The sequence below is a fragment of the Flavobacterium phragmitis genome (assembly GCF_900112575.1).
In the GTDB taxonomy this organism is placed as follows: Bacteria; Bacteroidota; Bacteroidia; order Flavobacteriales; family Flavobacteriaceae; genus Flavobacterium; species Flavobacterium phragmitis.
Map to the genome: position 1 here is coordinate 287,110 of NZ_FOMH01000008.1, position 15,172 is coordinate 302,281.

The following is a 15,172-nucleotide window of genomic DNA, read 5'->3' on the forward strand; positions in this document are numbered from 1 at the left end:
AGAATGATGCGTATATTTGAGTTTATAAATTAGAATAATGCTATATGAAAAAAATAGGATTTTTATCGTTTGGACATTGGGCCAATCACCCTTCCTATAAAGCTCGTACAGCAAGCGATACACTGCTTCAATCCATAGATTTAGCTGTTGCCGCAGAAGAAATTGGTATAGATGGCGCTTATTTTCGTGTTCATCATTTTGCACGACAGCTGGCATCGCCTTTTCCTTTACTATCGGCTATTGGTGCTAAAACAGAGAAAATTGAAATTGGAACAGGGGTAATCGATATGCGATACGAAAATCCTTTGTATATGGTGGAAGATGCTGGTGCAGCAGACATCATTTCGGAAGGACGATTGCAATTAGGAATCAGCAGAGGTTCACCGGAACAAGTAATTAATGGCTGGCGCTCTTTTGGATACGAACCAGAGACCGGAGAAACCGATGCCGATATGGGACGCAAAAAAGCGTTAGAGTTTTTGGATAAGCTGAGCGGAGAAGGATTTGCAGAACCAAATCCGTATCCAATGTTTCCAAATCCACCAGGTTTATTGCGACTTGAACCCCATTCTGAGGGATTGCGAGAGCGTATTTGGTGGGGCGCAGCCTCTAATGCAACTGCGATTTGGGCTGCTGAAAACGGAATGCACTTGCAAAGTTCTACCTTGAAGTATGATGAGAATGGAAAACCATTCCACATCCAGCAGGCAGAGCAAATCAGGTTGTATAAAGAAGCTTGGAAAAAAGCAGGACATGAACGCGAAGCTAGAGTTTCAGTAAGTCGTTCGATATTTGCTATAGTCAATGAACAGGATAAATTCTATTTTGGAGATCAAGGCAAGGCGGCTGATAGTTTTGGTTACATCGAAAGTGATAAACGTGCCATTTTTGGAAGAGGCTACGCAGCAGAACCAGAAAAACTGATAAAGCAATTGGCAGAAGATGAAGCAATTCAAGAAGCCGACACCTTATTGCTGACAATTCCTAACACTTTAGGAGTAGAGTATAATGTTCATATATTGTCTTCTATATTACAATATATTGCCCCAGAATTAGGTTGGCGTTAATTAGTCAAATAAAAACTCGAAAAGCCTCTAATTCTTGTGATTAGAGGCTTTTTTTGATTTTTTCTCCATCTCATTTTGAAATGATAACCATCTCATTTTGATAAGTATTCATACAATATAAATAGATGTTTTTGTTTTAAGGTATTGATAACTAGTGATTTGTTTTCTTTTTGTTTTTTTGGCACGTAGCTTGTTTTTTAGTGTATGGAAATAAAAACACTAAATCAATATGAAAACTCATAAAATAAGAAGTAAGGAAATTACAAAAGAATATCTATCCAATAAATCTAAAAAGAATAAAGACAAGGCTATAAACGTAATGGTGTTTGGTATTGTCTTTTTTGTTGCTGTTTTACTGCTATCTAAAATTATTTATTAATTAAAATATTAGATAGTTATGAAAATTATAAATCCTATAATCGACCCCGATATCAACTTAAGTAAGAAAAGTTTTTTTTCAATTCCACTTCGCAATAATTCTGTTCTTTCAACTATTGAACAGCCTGAAAGTGACATTGATTTTACAATTGAAAAAACCCGATCTGTTCATACCTATTGGATCAAACAAATTTGTGAAGTAACCTTATCGTCTGCAATAGCCCGCGGAACAGGCATTGGAATTCGTTCTGCTGAATTACTTGAAAATAAAATAAATAAAGGGGAAGCTGTCATTGCATTTGCCTCGGACGGAAGATGGGCTGGTTTTTCTTTTATCTCTTCGTGGGAAGACGGTGCCTATGTTTCTAATTCGGGACTTATTGTAGCACCTGAATTTCGTCATACCGGACTTGCAAAAAAGATCAAAAACAAGATATTTGAATTGAGTCGAGAGAAATATCCTAATGCCAAAATTTTCAGTTTAACCTCTGGTCTTGCCGTAATGAAAATGAACCACGAGTTAGGATTTGAACCTGTTACGTTCTCTGAATTGACTTCAGAAAATTTGTTTTGGGAGAGTTGTAAATCATGTGTAAATTATTCCATACTAATGAGTAAAGAAAGAAAAAACTGTTTGTGTACGGCCATGCTCTACAATCCCGAATAAAAATGTGAAAAGCCTCTAATTTTTGAGATTAGAGGCTTTTTTAATTATAATAATGCTTTAAAAGATTTTATTATTCTGATTTTCTATTTGGCTTATATTTTGTTATTATGGCATTTACAATTTTCTAAGTAAAAATATTGAATGAGACTTTTTACGATAAAATTAAGTCAGTTAATCAACGACTTTATAAACATCATCTGTGTTTAACGCACAATTCTGAATATGATCAGGTGTTTCGTCCCAATCTCCCCAATCCCCTTGATAGATTTTCAAACATACTAATTCATCATTATCAACAGAATAAATTTTAGTATGGGAAATACTGCAGTATTTTTTGTCACGGTCTGTTTTTAAATTTTCCATTGTTAGATTTTTAGAAGTTAATTAAAACGATTCTGATTATAATTTAATGGTTTTGAAAATGTAATCAAATTAAGATTGTAAATCATTCCAAAGTTACAAAGTGGAGTTAATAAAATTTTATAGTTTAAAATTTCTATTTTACAGTATTATCAGTTGCATTTTGTTACAACTTTTTTATTTACAGTTTATTAGGTTTGCTGACGTATTTATTTCCTTTAATGAAAAAACGCCATGGTAAAAGAGCATCTTCCTGTGCGTACGCAACGCCAACACGCGGAACAGCAGCAATTTCTTTTTCAGAATATCGAATACCATGATCTTCAATCCAAATCTCATCGCCATTTAAATCTTTTTTATTAAAAGCAGCATCAATTCCTAATGCTTTTGCCATCGAGCCTGGACCTGCTGAAATCGCGGCTTTGGAAGCAGTCATATTTCTTCTTTCTTCCATAAATTCTTTTCCTTCAAAAGGTTCAATTGCCCGAATTAATACTGCATGTGGTTCGCCTTCAATAGAACTTACTATATTGAAAAGATGATGAATACCATAACACAAATAAACATAGGAAACTCCACCATTGCCATACATGATTTCGGTGCGGTTGGTTCGTCTGCCTCCGTATGCATGCGAGGCTTTGTCCTGAACACCAAAATAGGCTTCAGTTTCTACAATAATGCCACTTGTAATTTTTCCATCGATTTGAGTGTACAACAATTTACCTAAAAGATCTTTAGCCAGAAAAATTACATCACGATTTAAATAATAGGAATACGGCAGTTTAGATGAATGTTTTGGAAAAGCCTTAGTCATTGTAAATGGATAAATTAGAAATAAAATTAAGTAATAAAGTTATTATTTTCATAAGTTCTCACAACGGCATCTTATGCACTTTTTACAATTATGCTAGTTTTATAACTTTTAGAAGTGATTGTATAAGCAAGTATTTTGGGATTTCAAGTAATTTTATTAAAATTTAAATTTTATAGATTATGAAAACAAACAATCAAAATCCAGATACTGCTCATAAAAGTGGTTCTGATAATCGAAGCGATACAAGGAAACATCAATATAGAAATCATGATGAAGTTTTAACTAATGATGAAAATTATGATTCTGATACTCATGAATTTAAGGGAGAAGAACCTGACTTCGATGATAAGTTAAATAATGAAGAAAAGAATTAAGAATTAAGAATTAAGAATTAAGAATTAAGAATTAAGAATTAAGAATTAAGAATGTCTTTTATAATACTATTGAAGACATTCTTTTTTTGCAGCAATCTTAGAACTGTTTTTCTTGAAGTTTGGTTAAAACAATTCCAATTGATTGTTGGGATTTATAGGCTTGTTTTTTGGAGGTTTGGCATCTCCGAAAACAGTTTTTCCGCCGTATTTATATGATTCCGCTCTTTCTTTTTGGATTAAGGCATCAAGATTTGTGTTGGGTGTAAAGCTTTGTTCTGCTTTTCTTGAGATTTCAGACAGTTTTTTGATGGCATCAATTTTATCTGTATTGCCAATTTTGGCACGGTTGATAGCGCGTTGTAACGTATCGATAGTCTCGTCGTAGATTTTTACAGGAACCGGAAATGGATGTCCGTCTTTTCCTCCATGAGCAAAAGAAAAACGTGCAGGATCTTCAAATCGGGTAGGAGTGCCATAAATAATTTCACTTACTAAAGCCAGAGATTGCAGTGCTCTTGGTCCCATTCCTTTTAAAAGCAGTAATTCTTCAAAATCTTCTGGTTTATTTTCGTGGGTGGTCCAAAGCATTGCGCCAAGTCTCTTCATATTAACATCTTCCAGTCTCACATCATGATGAGCAGGCATTGAGAGATGCTGCATTTCTTTTATGATTTTTGAAGGAGATTCTTGTATTAATTCTAAAATACCTTCTCTTGATTTTTCGGCAGCTTGAGCGGTAAGATTTAAGATTGTACCTTGATTTTCACCATAAATAAAAGTATGAGGTTCATTTATGAATGATTTTAAATCCTGTGAATGCCAATGATATCTTCTGGCTGTTTTGGAGTAAGGATTCATTCCCTGTTGTATCACTGCCCATTGTCCTTTATTATCCACAATAAAATTATGCTGATACAATTGGAATCCATCCTGAATGGCGGTATTATCTACTTTAGCGGTTAATCGGCTGCAGTTTGCAAGATTATTTCCGTCAAGGCCTGTTTTTTCTCCCACAAATAAAAGTTCCTGAGGTGTCAAAAGAGAGTTTTTGCCTTTACCGCCACAGATGTAAATTCCAAGTTCTTTTGAATGTGGATTAACAGATCTTTTTAATGCTCCAAGGACAGATGTGGTAATTCCGGACGAATGCCAGTCCATTCCCATAACGGCACCAAAACTTTGAAACCAGAAAGGATTACTTAATTTGCTTATTACTTCGGATGTCGAAAATTCCAAAGCAATTGTTTCGACAATTGACAGTCCCAATTTTGACATACGCTCAGAAAGCCATAGCGGTACTTGTCCGTAATGTAAAGGAAGATCTGCTGTACCGGAACGTTGCATTTGAGCTGATTGTGTTTTGCAAAAGTAAATAAAAAAAATCCCATTTCGTTAGAAATAGGATTTTTAAGAGCCTTTACGGAGCTATTTATAAATAACTAATTCCTATTAGTATCTTTAGCCTGTCTGATTGCTTTTGGGTCAGTCAGGTTAAAGCGATAAACAAAACTCAGGCGATATCGTGCGGCATTGGGGATAATGTTGTTGCTAATAAAATAATCGCTTCCTGTTGTAGTGTTTTTAATCTGGCGGAGATTAAAGGCATTCGTGACATCAAAAACAATAGTCGCTTTGTCTTTGAGCAGTAGTTTGCTAAGTCCAAAATCAATCGATTGTAATGCTTTGTTGGTAGTTTGAGCATCACGTTTTGCTCCGCGAAAATTGTAACGTCCCTGAAAACTGAATTTTGAAGGTAGTTTAATTTGTGTGCTTAATCTTCCAGTCAGGTTATTACTGCTGTAATCAAGATTTCTCTCCATATAATTTCCTTTTTGCTTAAAATGATAAAAATTCATTTCAGCATTGATCTGAAGCCCTTTTAACGGATTGTACAATGTAGACAATTCGATTCCGCTCCGTATTTCGTAATCGATATTAATAGGCATTGTAAGGAAAATATCATCCTGACGAAAGGTAAAATCCTGAATATAATTTTTTTCGTATTGATAATAAACAGAAGGGTTTAAAGTAAATGTTTTCCAAGTTTTAAGAAAAGCCATTTCAAAAGCATCTGTATAAGACGGATTCAAATCGGGATTTCCAATATACTGCGCATTTAAATCTGTGACTTCATTGAAAGGGTATAAAGCATATAACGAAGGACGTCTGATACGTTTGCTGTAATTTAACTGTAAAGTCGACGCATTCAATTTATAACTCAAGTTAGCAGTTGGAAAGAGTTTATTGTAATTTTTTTGGTCATTGTAAGTATTATTTAAGTCTTTAATTGTAATGTCTGTAAACTCCGCTCTAAGTCCCAGCATATAACTAAATGCCTTCATTTTGTCGCTAAATTGCGTGTAAGCACCTGTTATGGTTTCATTGTAATTTAAGTCATTATCAATATTTTGATAAATAACCCAACTATCATCTTGCTGTTCTTCTGCCAAATAATTGCTAGAAACTTTTCTTATTTCCGTTTTTATTCCAAATTCTAAAATCGAAACGCTGTCAATGGGCTGTATAAAATCACTCTTAGCCAGAAAATCCCTGCTGTTTCCTATTGATTTGGTTCGTATACTAGGATAAATCAATGGATCAGGAAGTGAACGTTGTGTAGAAAGATCCCATTTTTTATCGCTGTTCCACCAGTCGTATTGAACATCAATAGTCCATTTTTTTGCTTTTTGTTTGAAGTTTCTGGTATAATTAAATTCAAACTGACTGTAATCACGTTTTTCTAATGATTTTCCGTGTCTTGTTAAAAGGCTGTCAGGAGTTGAACTATTCGGATTACTTCTATAATTATAAAATAAATCAGTTTTGTCATTGTCGTGTGTGCCATTCTTTAAAAACGCTGCAGTTATGGTTTGATGTTCGTTAATATAATAGTCAGCACCCAGATAAAGCAGTTTGCCATCGTCATGGCGGTCTTCATTCTGAACGCGGTCCATAAAATTAGCAGTACCATTAGTATTAGTAGATTGGTTGGTGGTATATAAGCCTTCATAATCACTTGAACGTATACTAAAATTTGAAAAAATATTGATTTTGTCTGATTTGTAATTAATACTTGGATTCAAACGGCTGTCATTCGGTGAACCCGCCATTAATCGGACTTGACCGCTGAACCCGCTTTTTTTGTTCTTTTTCAAAATGATATTAATAATACCAGCAGAGCCTGCAGCATCATATCTTGAAGACGGATTGGTGATAACCTCAATTCGTTCAATTTGATCGGCAGCAATTTGATCAAGTGCATTGTTTTGTGTAAGACCGGATTGTCGTCCATTAATTAATACTAAAACATTGCTGTTGCCACGAAGGCTTATTGCTCCAGCTGGACTGACAGCAACAGATGGAACCCCATTTAAAACATCGTGAGCAGAACCATTTTGCGAGAGTACATCTTTGCCAACTTCAAAAACTTTTTTATCCAGTTTTAGGCTGATGTTGGATTTTTCGCTGGTAATTTCTACTGCTTTTAATTGTACAGCATCGGCAATTAAATCAATTGTACCGAGTTCAATTTTTGATTTGTTTGATGCGATTTCCAATGTTCTAGTATAATTTTGATAGCCAGTATAGCTTAATAAAATTGTTACGTTGCCTTTTAGATTTGCTTCCAGATTAAAGAAACCATTATGATCAGTGATACCAGTAATGATTGTTTTTGATGCGTTATCTTGGATTGTCACCGTTACATAGGGCAATGCTTCTTTTGTGGCATTGTCCCTTACTTTACCAGAAATAATGGTTTGCTGTGCAACGCCAAAAAGCGGCATACATAAAATTAAAATACGGATTATTGACTGTTTCATTTTTTGATTGATTTTTGATTGATTTTGCAGTACAAGATTAGCCGATAAAATAAAGTACCGTTCCTGAAAACATGCGAACGGCTCTATAGACTTCTCAAATGCATTTCCCAATTCTATATTTATTTTATCTTTATCTTATGTATAAATCACTGTTTTTTACCGTTTTATTTTTGTTGCTGTTCTCCTCGTGTAAACATTATAAAGAGTACATTAAATCTGATGTAACTTATGATGTCGATTACGATCATCAGCTGTATGAAAAGAATAAAACAGATAGTTCTTCTTTTAAATTTGAAGTAGAAATTGAGATCCTAAAACGCGAAAATGGATCTGAATCATTGGGACTTCAGATAAATGCTTTTGGTGCTTTTGATGTGTATTGGGATGGTATTTTAGTGGGAAGAAATGGTCAAATGACAAAACCAGACCGTGCTGAAGTACCTGGAACAGAAACCACCTATTATCAAATTCCTGAGAAATTATCTAACATTGGAAAACACGTTATTACTATAATTGGTACAAGACATTATTGCCGCGATGCCGAGCGCGATATCCATGTAAAACTTAAAAGTTATTTATTGCTTCATCGTTCACCGCTTATTGTGGTTTCTTTTATGAATCTTATGGCTGGTGCTTTCCTGATTGCCGCAGTGTATTATTTCTTTCTCTACGTAAATAGCTCAAGAAAAGAATTATCGGTATTGCTTTTCGGAATAATCTGCCTTCTTTTTTTCTTTTTATTGATTTTAGAATATGTTAAGTATTATGTAATTATTCCCTATAACCAGTTTTATACCCGTTTAAAAATTATTGGTTACCTTACCTTTGCTGTTTCAATGCTGATACCGTGGTATTTTATGCTTCAGTTTGAATTTAAAAGAAAGAGATTGTTTTTGCTTCTTTTATTCATCACACTCGTAACAATCTATATCGTTTATTATGGTCAGTTTGATCATTCGGCGGCTTATTTTACCATTGTGGCTCGTTTTTTCTCTATTATTATTGCTATCGATGCTGTGTTTAGAAAGACTAAAGGCGGATTTATAGTTGCAACAGGTTTATTGGCAGGCGTTGCAGTCAACTATTTTATGTTTTATGATTTCGGATTGTTTATTGCTTTTACCATTTTGGTCTTATGTATGCTTTATCTGCACACCATACGCACCAAAGCTATAGAAGAAGCTCATAATGCATCATTACTGCTCTCGTCAAGATTGCAATTGGAATTGATTAAGAAAAATATTCAGCCTCATTTTCTTCGAAATACTTTGACTTCACTGATAGACTGGATAGAAGAATCGCCCAAAGACGGTGTCGTTTTTATTCGTGCTTTGGCAGAAGAATTTGATATTATGAATGATATTGCCGAAGACACACTGATACCAATAAGGCAGGAAATTGATTTGTGCCGAAGACATTTAGATGTAATGTCTTTTCGTAAAGAAATCTGCTATGAATGGAAAGAAGAAGGAATTGAGGAAAATGAAACCATTCCGCCAGCAGTTTTTCATACCATTATTGAAAACGGGATTACACATAGTTTTCCTCCAAAACAAGGCTGTATTGTTTTCTGTTTAAGTTTTTCCAAAGAAAAACACTTCAAACAGTATACATTGCTGACTTTGGCGGAAAACAGATTAACTAAAAATAACAAAACAAAAGGAACGGGTTTTAAATATATCAAAGCGAGATTAACAGAAAGTTATGGGGAAAATTGGTCTTTCGATTCTCATTCTGCAGAAAAAGGGTGGAAGACAACCATTAAAATTTTTGATAAAAAATGAAAATACTAATAATTGAAGACGAAGCCCGTATCGCCAAAAGAATCGAAAGAATGACTCGTGATTTCTTTGATAAAGACGTACACATTCTTCTTTCTGATTCACTGGAAACCGGATTAGATACGATTGAAAAACATTCGATTGATCTGCTTTTGTTGGACTTAAATCTAAATGGGGAAGATGGATTTGAGATTTTGCAGACATTTGTGGCTGGGCCATTTCAGACCATTATTATTTCGGCTTATACGGATAAAGCTATTACAGCGTTCAATTATGGCGTACTCGATTTTGTACCCAAACCTTTTGATGAACATAGATTGGTTCAAGCTTTTACTCGTTATACTTCATCTGGAAAACAATCTGGTGGCGATGTTCATTTTTTGGCCGTTAGAAAAGCAAAAACATTCCGTCTTATTCCTATTAATGAAATCCGATACATTAAAGGAGCTGGAATTTATACTGAATTACATTTATCAAATAATAAAATAGAATTACACGATAAATCGCTGGAAGCATTAGAAAAACTGCTTCCCGAAGCCTTTGAAAGAATTCATAAATCCTACATTCTCTGCTGGGAACAGATTGAAAAAATTGTTGTAGAAACAGGAGGAAAGTATAGTATGCAATTAAAAAACGGAGAGTTATTGCCTATTGGACGGTCCAAGTATAAAGAAATAAAAAATAGGCTATTATAGCAGTATTAAAATCAAAGTTTGTATTAAAACCAGACAAAATCCTGTTATGGTCATGAAAAAAGAAAATTAATTAACGGGCAAAAAAATAATAATTAATTAACGCAACAAAGTTTCATTAATTAATAAAAAGTATATTAATTTACAAGATATTCAAAATAGTCAATTCATGAACAGACGTAAATTTTTAAGAGGCACCACAGTACTAACAGGACTTTTTACAATTAGTCCTTCAGTTATTTTTTCCAATGATTTAGAAGCAGTTGCTAAAAAAGGCAAAAAAGCAAAAAACATAATCTTTCTGATAAGTGACGGAATGAGTTCAGGAACGCTTCAGATGGCGAATCTATATTCTAAGAACATTTTAGGAAAAAATGGAAACTGGATGAATCTGTATGCCGAAAATAAAGTTTCCAGAGCTTTGATGGATACTGCATCGGCAAGTTCAGCTGTAACCGATTCAGCGGCTGCGAGTTCTTCTTTTGGTGGCGGACACAGAGTTAAAAACGGTGTGTTGAATATTGGACCAAATGGTGAAAAATACCTTCCGATATGGCAGAAATTCAAAAATGCAGGTAAAAAAGCGGGCTGTGTTACTACCGTGACGATAACACATGCTACTCCGGCTGGTTTCTGTGTTAATTCAGACAGCAGAAATGCCGAAAATGAAATTGCAGAAATGTACGCCGATCTGGGATTGGATGTTATGATGGGAGGCGGTGATGAATTTTTTAATGCTTCAAAAAGAGAAGACAAAAAAGACATTTATAAAATGTATGAGCAGAAAGGCTATCAGGTTTTAAAGGAAAAATCAGATTTGGAAAACATTAAAAAAGGGCAGAGAACGCTAGGCGTTTTTAATTCAGGCGCACTTCCATACACTATAGATCGAAACAATATCGCTGAATTACAAAATACACCAACTCTGGCAGAAATGAGTGCTGTGGCAATCAATCAGATGAAAGATAACGAAAATGGTTTTGTTTTATTGATTGAAGGAGGAAAGGTTGACTGGGCAGCACATGCCAATGATATTGCGGCTTTAATTCACGATCAGTTGGCTTTTGATGAAGCGGTAAAAACAGCTATTGATTTTGCAGAAAAAGATAAGGAGACTTTAGTGATCATCACAACCGATCACGGTAATGCAAATCCGGGACTTATATACGGAAAAGAAGCAGTAGAAAATTTCAACAGCATTGCCAATTACAAATACACAAACGAATATATATTAAACGCGATTCATGCCGATTTTAATCTGCAGCAAATTAAGGACTTGATCTACCAAACCAATAAAATCAGTCTTACCGATGAAGAAGCCAAACATTTATTAAGCTTTTATTCTGGGCTTGAAAAACAGGAAACAGGGCTTTACAATTATAAAAAACTGCCTTTTAAAGCCTATTCTGAAATTCAGAAAAAGCACAATAATGTGGGGTGGATCAGTATGGATCATTCAGGAGATTATGTAGAACTGGCAATGTATGGACCAGGAAGTGAAATGCTGAAGCCGTTTGTGCAAAACATAGAACTACATAATTTAATGCTTAAAGCCGCCGCAGTTATAGCTTAATAACGATGTATTTGAGGGAGAAATATTCTGTAAAAAAATTGAAAAGTTTAATTTGGAACAGGCTAACGAAGTATATGATAGAATGCGTAATGGACAAATTAAAGGAAGAGCTGTTCTGGTTCCATAAAGGATAAATCAAATTATTATAAATAGTATAGAAGGCGTCATTAAAAATGACGTCTTTTTTCTTCCTGATTTTTAAGGTTTATAATGCTGCTGTTTTTCAAAGGACCAATTAAAATTTAATTCAAAAATGTTGTACATTTATATAAGTTCTATTGTGTTTTTTTTCATAAATAAATTATTCTATCTATAGCATAAGTATGAAAATAGTAGCCGTTTCCAAAAGGTTTTGGAGTTCTTTTAAAGAAAGAAAAGGAATTTCTTTTTTACGTGAAAATGATAAAATTATCAGACAGTTTATACTCACCATTTTTTTTATAGGAATTGGAATCTGGTTTATCAAACATGAAAATTCAGAATTAAAAGAAGTAAATAATGTATTGGCAGACGCCAAAAGTTTCTGGGTTGCATGCGGTATTGCACTTGCAGCTTTTTATATTGTGCTTCAGGCATTAATGTATTTTGCTTCTTTTAAAGCAGTTCAAAGCGAAATTTCCTTTAAACAGGCCGTTATTCTGTTTCTTAAACGAAATTTCGTTAGTGTTTTTCTGCCTGCAGGAGGCATTTCTTCTCTAGCATTTTTTACCAAACCTATTGAAAAGAGTGGTGTTAAACCTATTCAAATTCATTTTGCTTCTCTGATATATGGTTTTGTAGGGATTCTTTCTGTGATTATTGTAGCCATTCCAGCTTTGATTTATTCTTTATTTCAGGGAACTGTTGGGTCTGGAGAATGGTGCGCTTTTGCAGCAATTGTAGGATTAAGCATTCTTGTTTTCTTTATTTACAATTCGATTATCAAGAAAGGAGCAATTTATCGTTTGATATTAAAATTTTCTCCTTCGGCAGAAATATTTATTGATGATTTCAGAAACAACAAAATAATTAAAAGGAAGTTCCTGCAGGTTGTTTTTTATTCTGTGCTTATTGAGTTTGTTGGAATTGCGCATTTGTACGTGGCCATGATTGCCTTGGGATTTGCTCCTTCATTGGCGGCGGCCGCAATGGGATATATTATTTCAGTTATATTTTTGATTGTTTCTCCTTTTCTTCGAGGACTTGGAGCCATCGAAATTTCAATGAGCTTTATACTTATTCAATATGGATTTGAAAATGTTAATGCTATAGCGATTACTTTTTTGTATCGTTTTTTTGAGTTTTGGATTCCATTATTGGCAGGAGCATCACTTTTTCTTTTTAGTGCAAACAAACTATTGATGCGAGTTGTGCCTTCTTTTCTGCTTTTCATTTTAGGATTAATCAATATAGTGTCGGTGTTGACTCCAGCAATTTCAGAACGTTTGCATGTTTTAGAAAATGTTATTCCGATTTCGGCTATTAAAGTTTCAAATTATTTTGTGATAACTGCTGGTTTATTTATGCTTGTAAATGCCGCTTTTATGCTCAAAGGATTGCGTACTGCATGGTGGTTTGCAGTTTTCTTGACTGGAATTTCTATTATTGGAAATCTTACTAAAGCAATTGATTATGAAGAAGCTTCAATTGCCTTGTTGGTCCTTCTTACTTTGATTTTTACACGAAAAGAATATTATATAAAGAGCAATTCACATTTGCAGAGTATAGGCTTAAAAACGGTTTTAATCAGCATTGTAGCGGTGTTGGTATACAGTATTTTAGGGTTTTATTTTCTGGATAAAAAACATTTTAATATCGATTTTAACTGGCTTGAATCGATTCGATACGGACTGCAGAATTATTTTTTAATCGGAAGTTCTGATTTAGTGCCTTTAGATCGTTTTGCGAAACGCTTTTTACTTTCTATAAACATATGCGGATTTCTGTCATTAGGATTTTTGATTTTTGCTTTAATACGACCTTATACAGTCAAAAAACAAATGATAGAAGATGATTTTGTGACGGCTGATGAACTTGTAAAAAAGTACGGCAATTCTGCTTTGGATTATTTTAAAACCTATGATGATAAAGTCATTTTTATTACTGCAGATAAGAAATCTTTTTTGGCCTATCGCGTAACCGATAATTTTGCTGTTGTTTTAGAGAATCCTGTTGCCGCGTCTGATACTGAGATGAAACAATGTATTATAGAATTTGATGCTTATTGTTACGAAAACGGATTAAGAAGCCTTTATTATCGAGTTCCGCAAGAAAGTCTGCCTTTGTTTCATTCACTGCATAAAAAGAGTTTGTTTATAGGTCAGGAAGGAGTAGTTGATCTTAATACATTTAGTTTAGAAGGCGGCGCTAAGAAATCACTTCGTAACGCCATAAGCAAAGTAAAAGAAAAAGGATTTACGGCCACAATTCATAATGCGCCAGTTAAGGATGGATTGTTGCAGAAAATAAAAGCAGTAAGCGATGAATGGCTTGTTAATACGGGAAGAAGCGAAATCATTTTTTCGCAAGGAAGATTTGATTGGGAAGAACTCAAACAACAGACCATTATCACAGTCGAAAGTGCCGAAGAAAAGATTGTCGCTTTTATAAATGTAATTCCGGATTATGCCAATGGTGAAGGCACTTACGATTTGATCAGAAAAACAAATGATGCGCCCAATGGTATTATGGATTTTATTCTTTTGGAACTTTTTACATATTTGAAATCTCAGGCCTGTACCTCAGTAAATTTAGGACTGGCAGCGATGAGCGGAATACAAGAGGCAGAAACTTTTCCAGAAAAATCGATGAAGTTTGCTTACGAACGAATTAAATTCTTTTCGCATTATAAAGGCCTTAGAGATTTTAAGGAAAAATTTTCTCCAATATGGTACAATAAATATTTAGTGTATTCTCATGATTATGATCTGCTTCAGGCTCCATTAGTTTTAAATAAAGTAGTTAAATCATAATTACAAACTACAGATATATGAATACAAAGCAGTCAAATTGGATTAAAATAGCGGCTTTATTTTGTATTATAGTTTGCATTGCTGATTTTATTGTATTGTTTGTATTAGGAAACTACTATCCGGGATACAGTCATTTAAGAAATACAATGAGTTCTTTGGGAGCTTCGGTAAGTCCTGTATCAGCGATACTTTCTACATGGTGGATAGGTATTGGAATTGTATTTGTTTTTTTCGGATTTCAGTTTAGAAAAGCTTTTGACAGTAATGCTAAAAATGTAAAAATTGCTTCAGGGTTAATTATGTTGTATGGATTGGGAGAAGGAATAGGTTCTGGTATTTTTAAAGCCGATAGAATAGCAGGAAAAATGACCAGTTCCTTTGTAATGCATGATCTTGCAGGTGGAATTGGTCTTATAGCAGCATTGCTTTTACCGTTGTTTATGAACAAAGTAATCTCAAAAAAAGAGAATCCGTTTTTTTATAGATTGTCATGGATTGTTTTTGTTTTTGGAATCATAACCATGCTGTTGTTCACTATTCGTTTTTCTTCAGATGAAACCAATCTTATTATACATTTTAAAGGATTGTGGCAGCGATTGTTTCTGTTGAATCTCTATGTTTATTTTACTGCAATTTCCATCATAATGTATCATAAGAAAAGTATAGTTTAATTTCATAATGCTAAAAAGTTATT

At 34.0% G+C, this 15,172-nt stretch carries 13 protein-coding genes; 9 read left to right on the plus strand and 4 right to left on the minus strand.

The window, feature by feature from the left end; all coding sequences use genetic code 11:
• Positions 1–44: 44 nt before the first annotated feature.
• The 3 genes from BM289_RS15985 (at position 45) to BM289_RS15990 (ending at position 2,112) form a co-directional block, all read left to right on the plus strand.
• Positions 45–1,067 carry an LLM class flavin-dependent oxidoreductase gene (locus tag BM289_RS15985; protein WP_091495333.1) on the plus strand — a complete coding sequence of 341 codons (1,023 nt, stop codon included), beginning with the start codon at positions 45–47 and terminating at the stop codon, positions 1,065–1,067.
• A gap of 229 nt (positions 1,068–1,296) precedes the next feature.
• Positions 1,297–1,446: a hypothetical protein gene (locus tag BM289_RS25460; RefSeq protein WP_167365439.1), complete on the plus strand. Its 150-nt coding sequence runs from the start codon at positions 1,297–1,299 to the stop codon at positions 1,444–1,446.
• 18 nt (positions 1,447–1,464) lie between these two features.
• A complete protein-coding gene (locus BM289_RS15990) occupies positions 1,465–2,112 on the plus strand; it encodes a GNAT family N-acetyltransferase (RefSeq protein ID WP_091495334.1) in 648 nt (215 codons plus the stop codon).
• A gap of 171 nt (positions 2,113–2,283) precedes the next feature.
• Here BM289_RS15990 and BM289_RS15995 read toward each other — a convergent pair whose 3' ends face one another.
• Positions 2,284–2,475, minus strand: a complete 192-nt coding sequence (locus tag BM289_RS15995; protein WP_091495336.1) for a hypothetical protein — start codon at positions 2,473–2,475, stop codon at positions 2,284–2,286.
• Positions 2,476–2,653: 178 nt separating this feature from the next.
• Positions 2,654–3,286, minus strand: a complete 633-nt coding sequence (locus BM289_RS16000; RefSeq protein WP_091495338.1) for a DNA-3-methyladenine glycosylase — start codon at positions 3,284–3,286, stop codon at positions 2,654–2,656.
• Between the two features lie 179 nt (positions 3,287–3,465).
• Here BM289_RS16000 and BM289_RS16005 point away from each other — a divergent pair, with 179 nt between their 5' ends.
• Positions 3,466–3,660: a hypothetical protein gene (locus BM289_RS16005; RefSeq protein WP_091495339.1), complete on the plus strand. Its 195-nt coding sequence runs from the start codon at positions 3,466–3,468 to the stop codon at positions 3,658–3,660.
• A gap of 123 nt (positions 3,661–3,783) precedes the next feature.
• On the opposite strand, the gene BM289_RS16010 is transcribed toward BM289_RS16005, so the two are convergent.
• Complete coding sequence (locus BM289_RS16010) at positions 3,784–5,004, minus strand: DUF763 domain-containing protein (protein WP_091495341.1); 1,221 nt, start codon at positions 5,002–5,004, stop codon at positions 3,784–3,786.
• A gap of 95 nt (positions 5,005–5,099) precedes the next feature.
• Positions 5,100–7,481, minus strand: a complete 2,382-nt coding sequence (locus BM289_RS16015) for a TonB-dependent receptor (RefSeq protein WP_091495417.1) — start codon at positions 7,479–7,481, stop codon at positions 5,100–5,102.
• Between the two features lie 137 nt (positions 7,482–7,618).
• On the opposite strand from BM289_RS16015, the gene BM289_RS16020 reads away from it, so the two are divergent.
• The 5 genes from BM289_RS16020 to BM289_RS16040 all read left to right on the plus strand — a co-directional run bounded on the left by BM289_RS16020 (position 7,619) and on the right by BM289_RS16040 (position 15,149).
• Entirely contained in the window at positions 7,619–9,265 is a 1,647-nt protein-coding gene (locus tag BM289_RS16020) for a histidine kinase (RefSeq protein WP_244165388.1), read from the plus strand.
• On the plus strand, positions 9,262–9,957 hold the full coding sequence (locus tag BM289_RS16025) for a LytR/AlgR family response regulator transcription factor (protein ID WP_091495345.1): 696 nt from the start codon (positions 9,262–9,264) through the stop codon (positions 9,955–9,957). Before BM289_RS16020 ends, BM289_RS16025 begins: the two co-directional genes overlap by 4 nt.
• Positions 9,958–10,123: 166 nt before the next feature.
• Positions 10,124–11,527 carry an alkaline phosphatase gene (locus BM289_RS16030; protein ID WP_091495347.1) on the plus strand — a complete coding sequence of 468 codons (1,404 nt, stop codon included), beginning with the start codon at positions 10,124–10,126 and terminating at the stop codon, positions 11,525–11,527.
• A gap of 323 nt (positions 11,528–11,850) precedes the next feature.
• Positions 11,851–14,478, plus strand: a complete 2,628-nt coding sequence (gene mprF / locus BM289_RS16035; protein ID WP_091495349.1) for a bifunctional lysylphosphatidylglycerol flippase/synthetase MprF — start codon at positions 11,851–11,853, stop codon at positions 14,476–14,478.
• 17 nt (positions 14,479–14,495) lie between these two features.
• Positions 14,496–15,149 carry a DUF998 domain-containing protein gene (locus tag BM289_RS16040; protein WP_091495351.1) on the plus strand — a complete coding sequence of 218 codons (654 nt, stop codon included), beginning with the start codon at positions 14,496–14,498 and terminating at the stop codon, positions 15,147–15,149.
• Positions 15,150–15,172: the final 23 nt, after the last annotated feature.

Bases quoted from the DNA above. Each gene is read 5' to 3' on its own strand.
- BM289_RS15985 (WP_091495333.1), top strand. From the start codon at position 45: ATGAAAAAAATAGGATTTTTATCGTTTGGACATTGGGCCAATCACCCT.
- BM289_RS25460 (WP_167365439.1), top strand. From the start codon at position 1,297: ATGAAAACTCATAAAATAAGAAGTAAGGAAATTACAAAAGAATATCTA.
- BM289_RS15990 (WP_091495334.1), top strand. From the start codon at position 1,465: ATGAAAATTATAAATCCTATAATCGACCCCGATATCAACTTAAGTAAG.
- BM289_RS15995 (WP_091495336.1), bottom strand. From the start codon at position 2,475: ATGGAAAATTTAAAAACAGACCGTGACAAAAAATACTGCAGTATTTCC.
- BM289_RS16000 (WP_091495338.1), bottom strand. From the start codon at position 3,286: ATGACTAAGGCTTTTCCAAAACATTCATCTAAACTGCCGTATTCCTAT.
- BM289_RS16005 (WP_091495339.1), top strand. From the start codon at position 3,466: ATGAAAACAAACAATCAAAATCCAGATACTGCTCATAAAAGTGGTTCT.
- BM289_RS16010 (WP_091495341.1), bottom strand. From the start codon at position 5,004: ATGCAACGTTCCGGTACAGCAGATCTTCCTTTACATTACGGACAAGTA.
- BM289_RS16015 (WP_091495417.1), bottom strand. From the start codon at position 7,481: ATGAAACAGTCAATAATCCGTATTTTAATTTTATGTATGCCGCTTTTT.
- BM289_RS16020 (WP_244165388.1), top strand. From the start codon at position 7,619: ATGTATAAATCACTGTTTTTTACCGTTTTATTTTTGTTGCTGTTCTCC.
- BM289_RS16025 (WP_091495345.1), top strand. From the start codon at position 9,262: ATGAAAATACTAATAATTGAAGACGAAGCCCGTATCGCCAAAAGAATC.
- BM289_RS16030 (WP_091495347.1), top strand. From the start codon at position 10,124: ATGAACAGACGTAAATTTTTAAGAGGCACCACAGTACTAACAGGACTT.
- mprF (WP_091495349.1), top strand. From the start codon at position 11,851: ATGAAAATAGTAGCCGTTTCCAAAAGGTTTTGGAGTTCTTTTAAAGAA.
- BM289_RS16040 (WP_091495351.1), top strand. From the start codon at position 14,496: ATGAATACAAAGCAGTCAAATTGGATTAAAATAGCGGCTTTATTTTGT.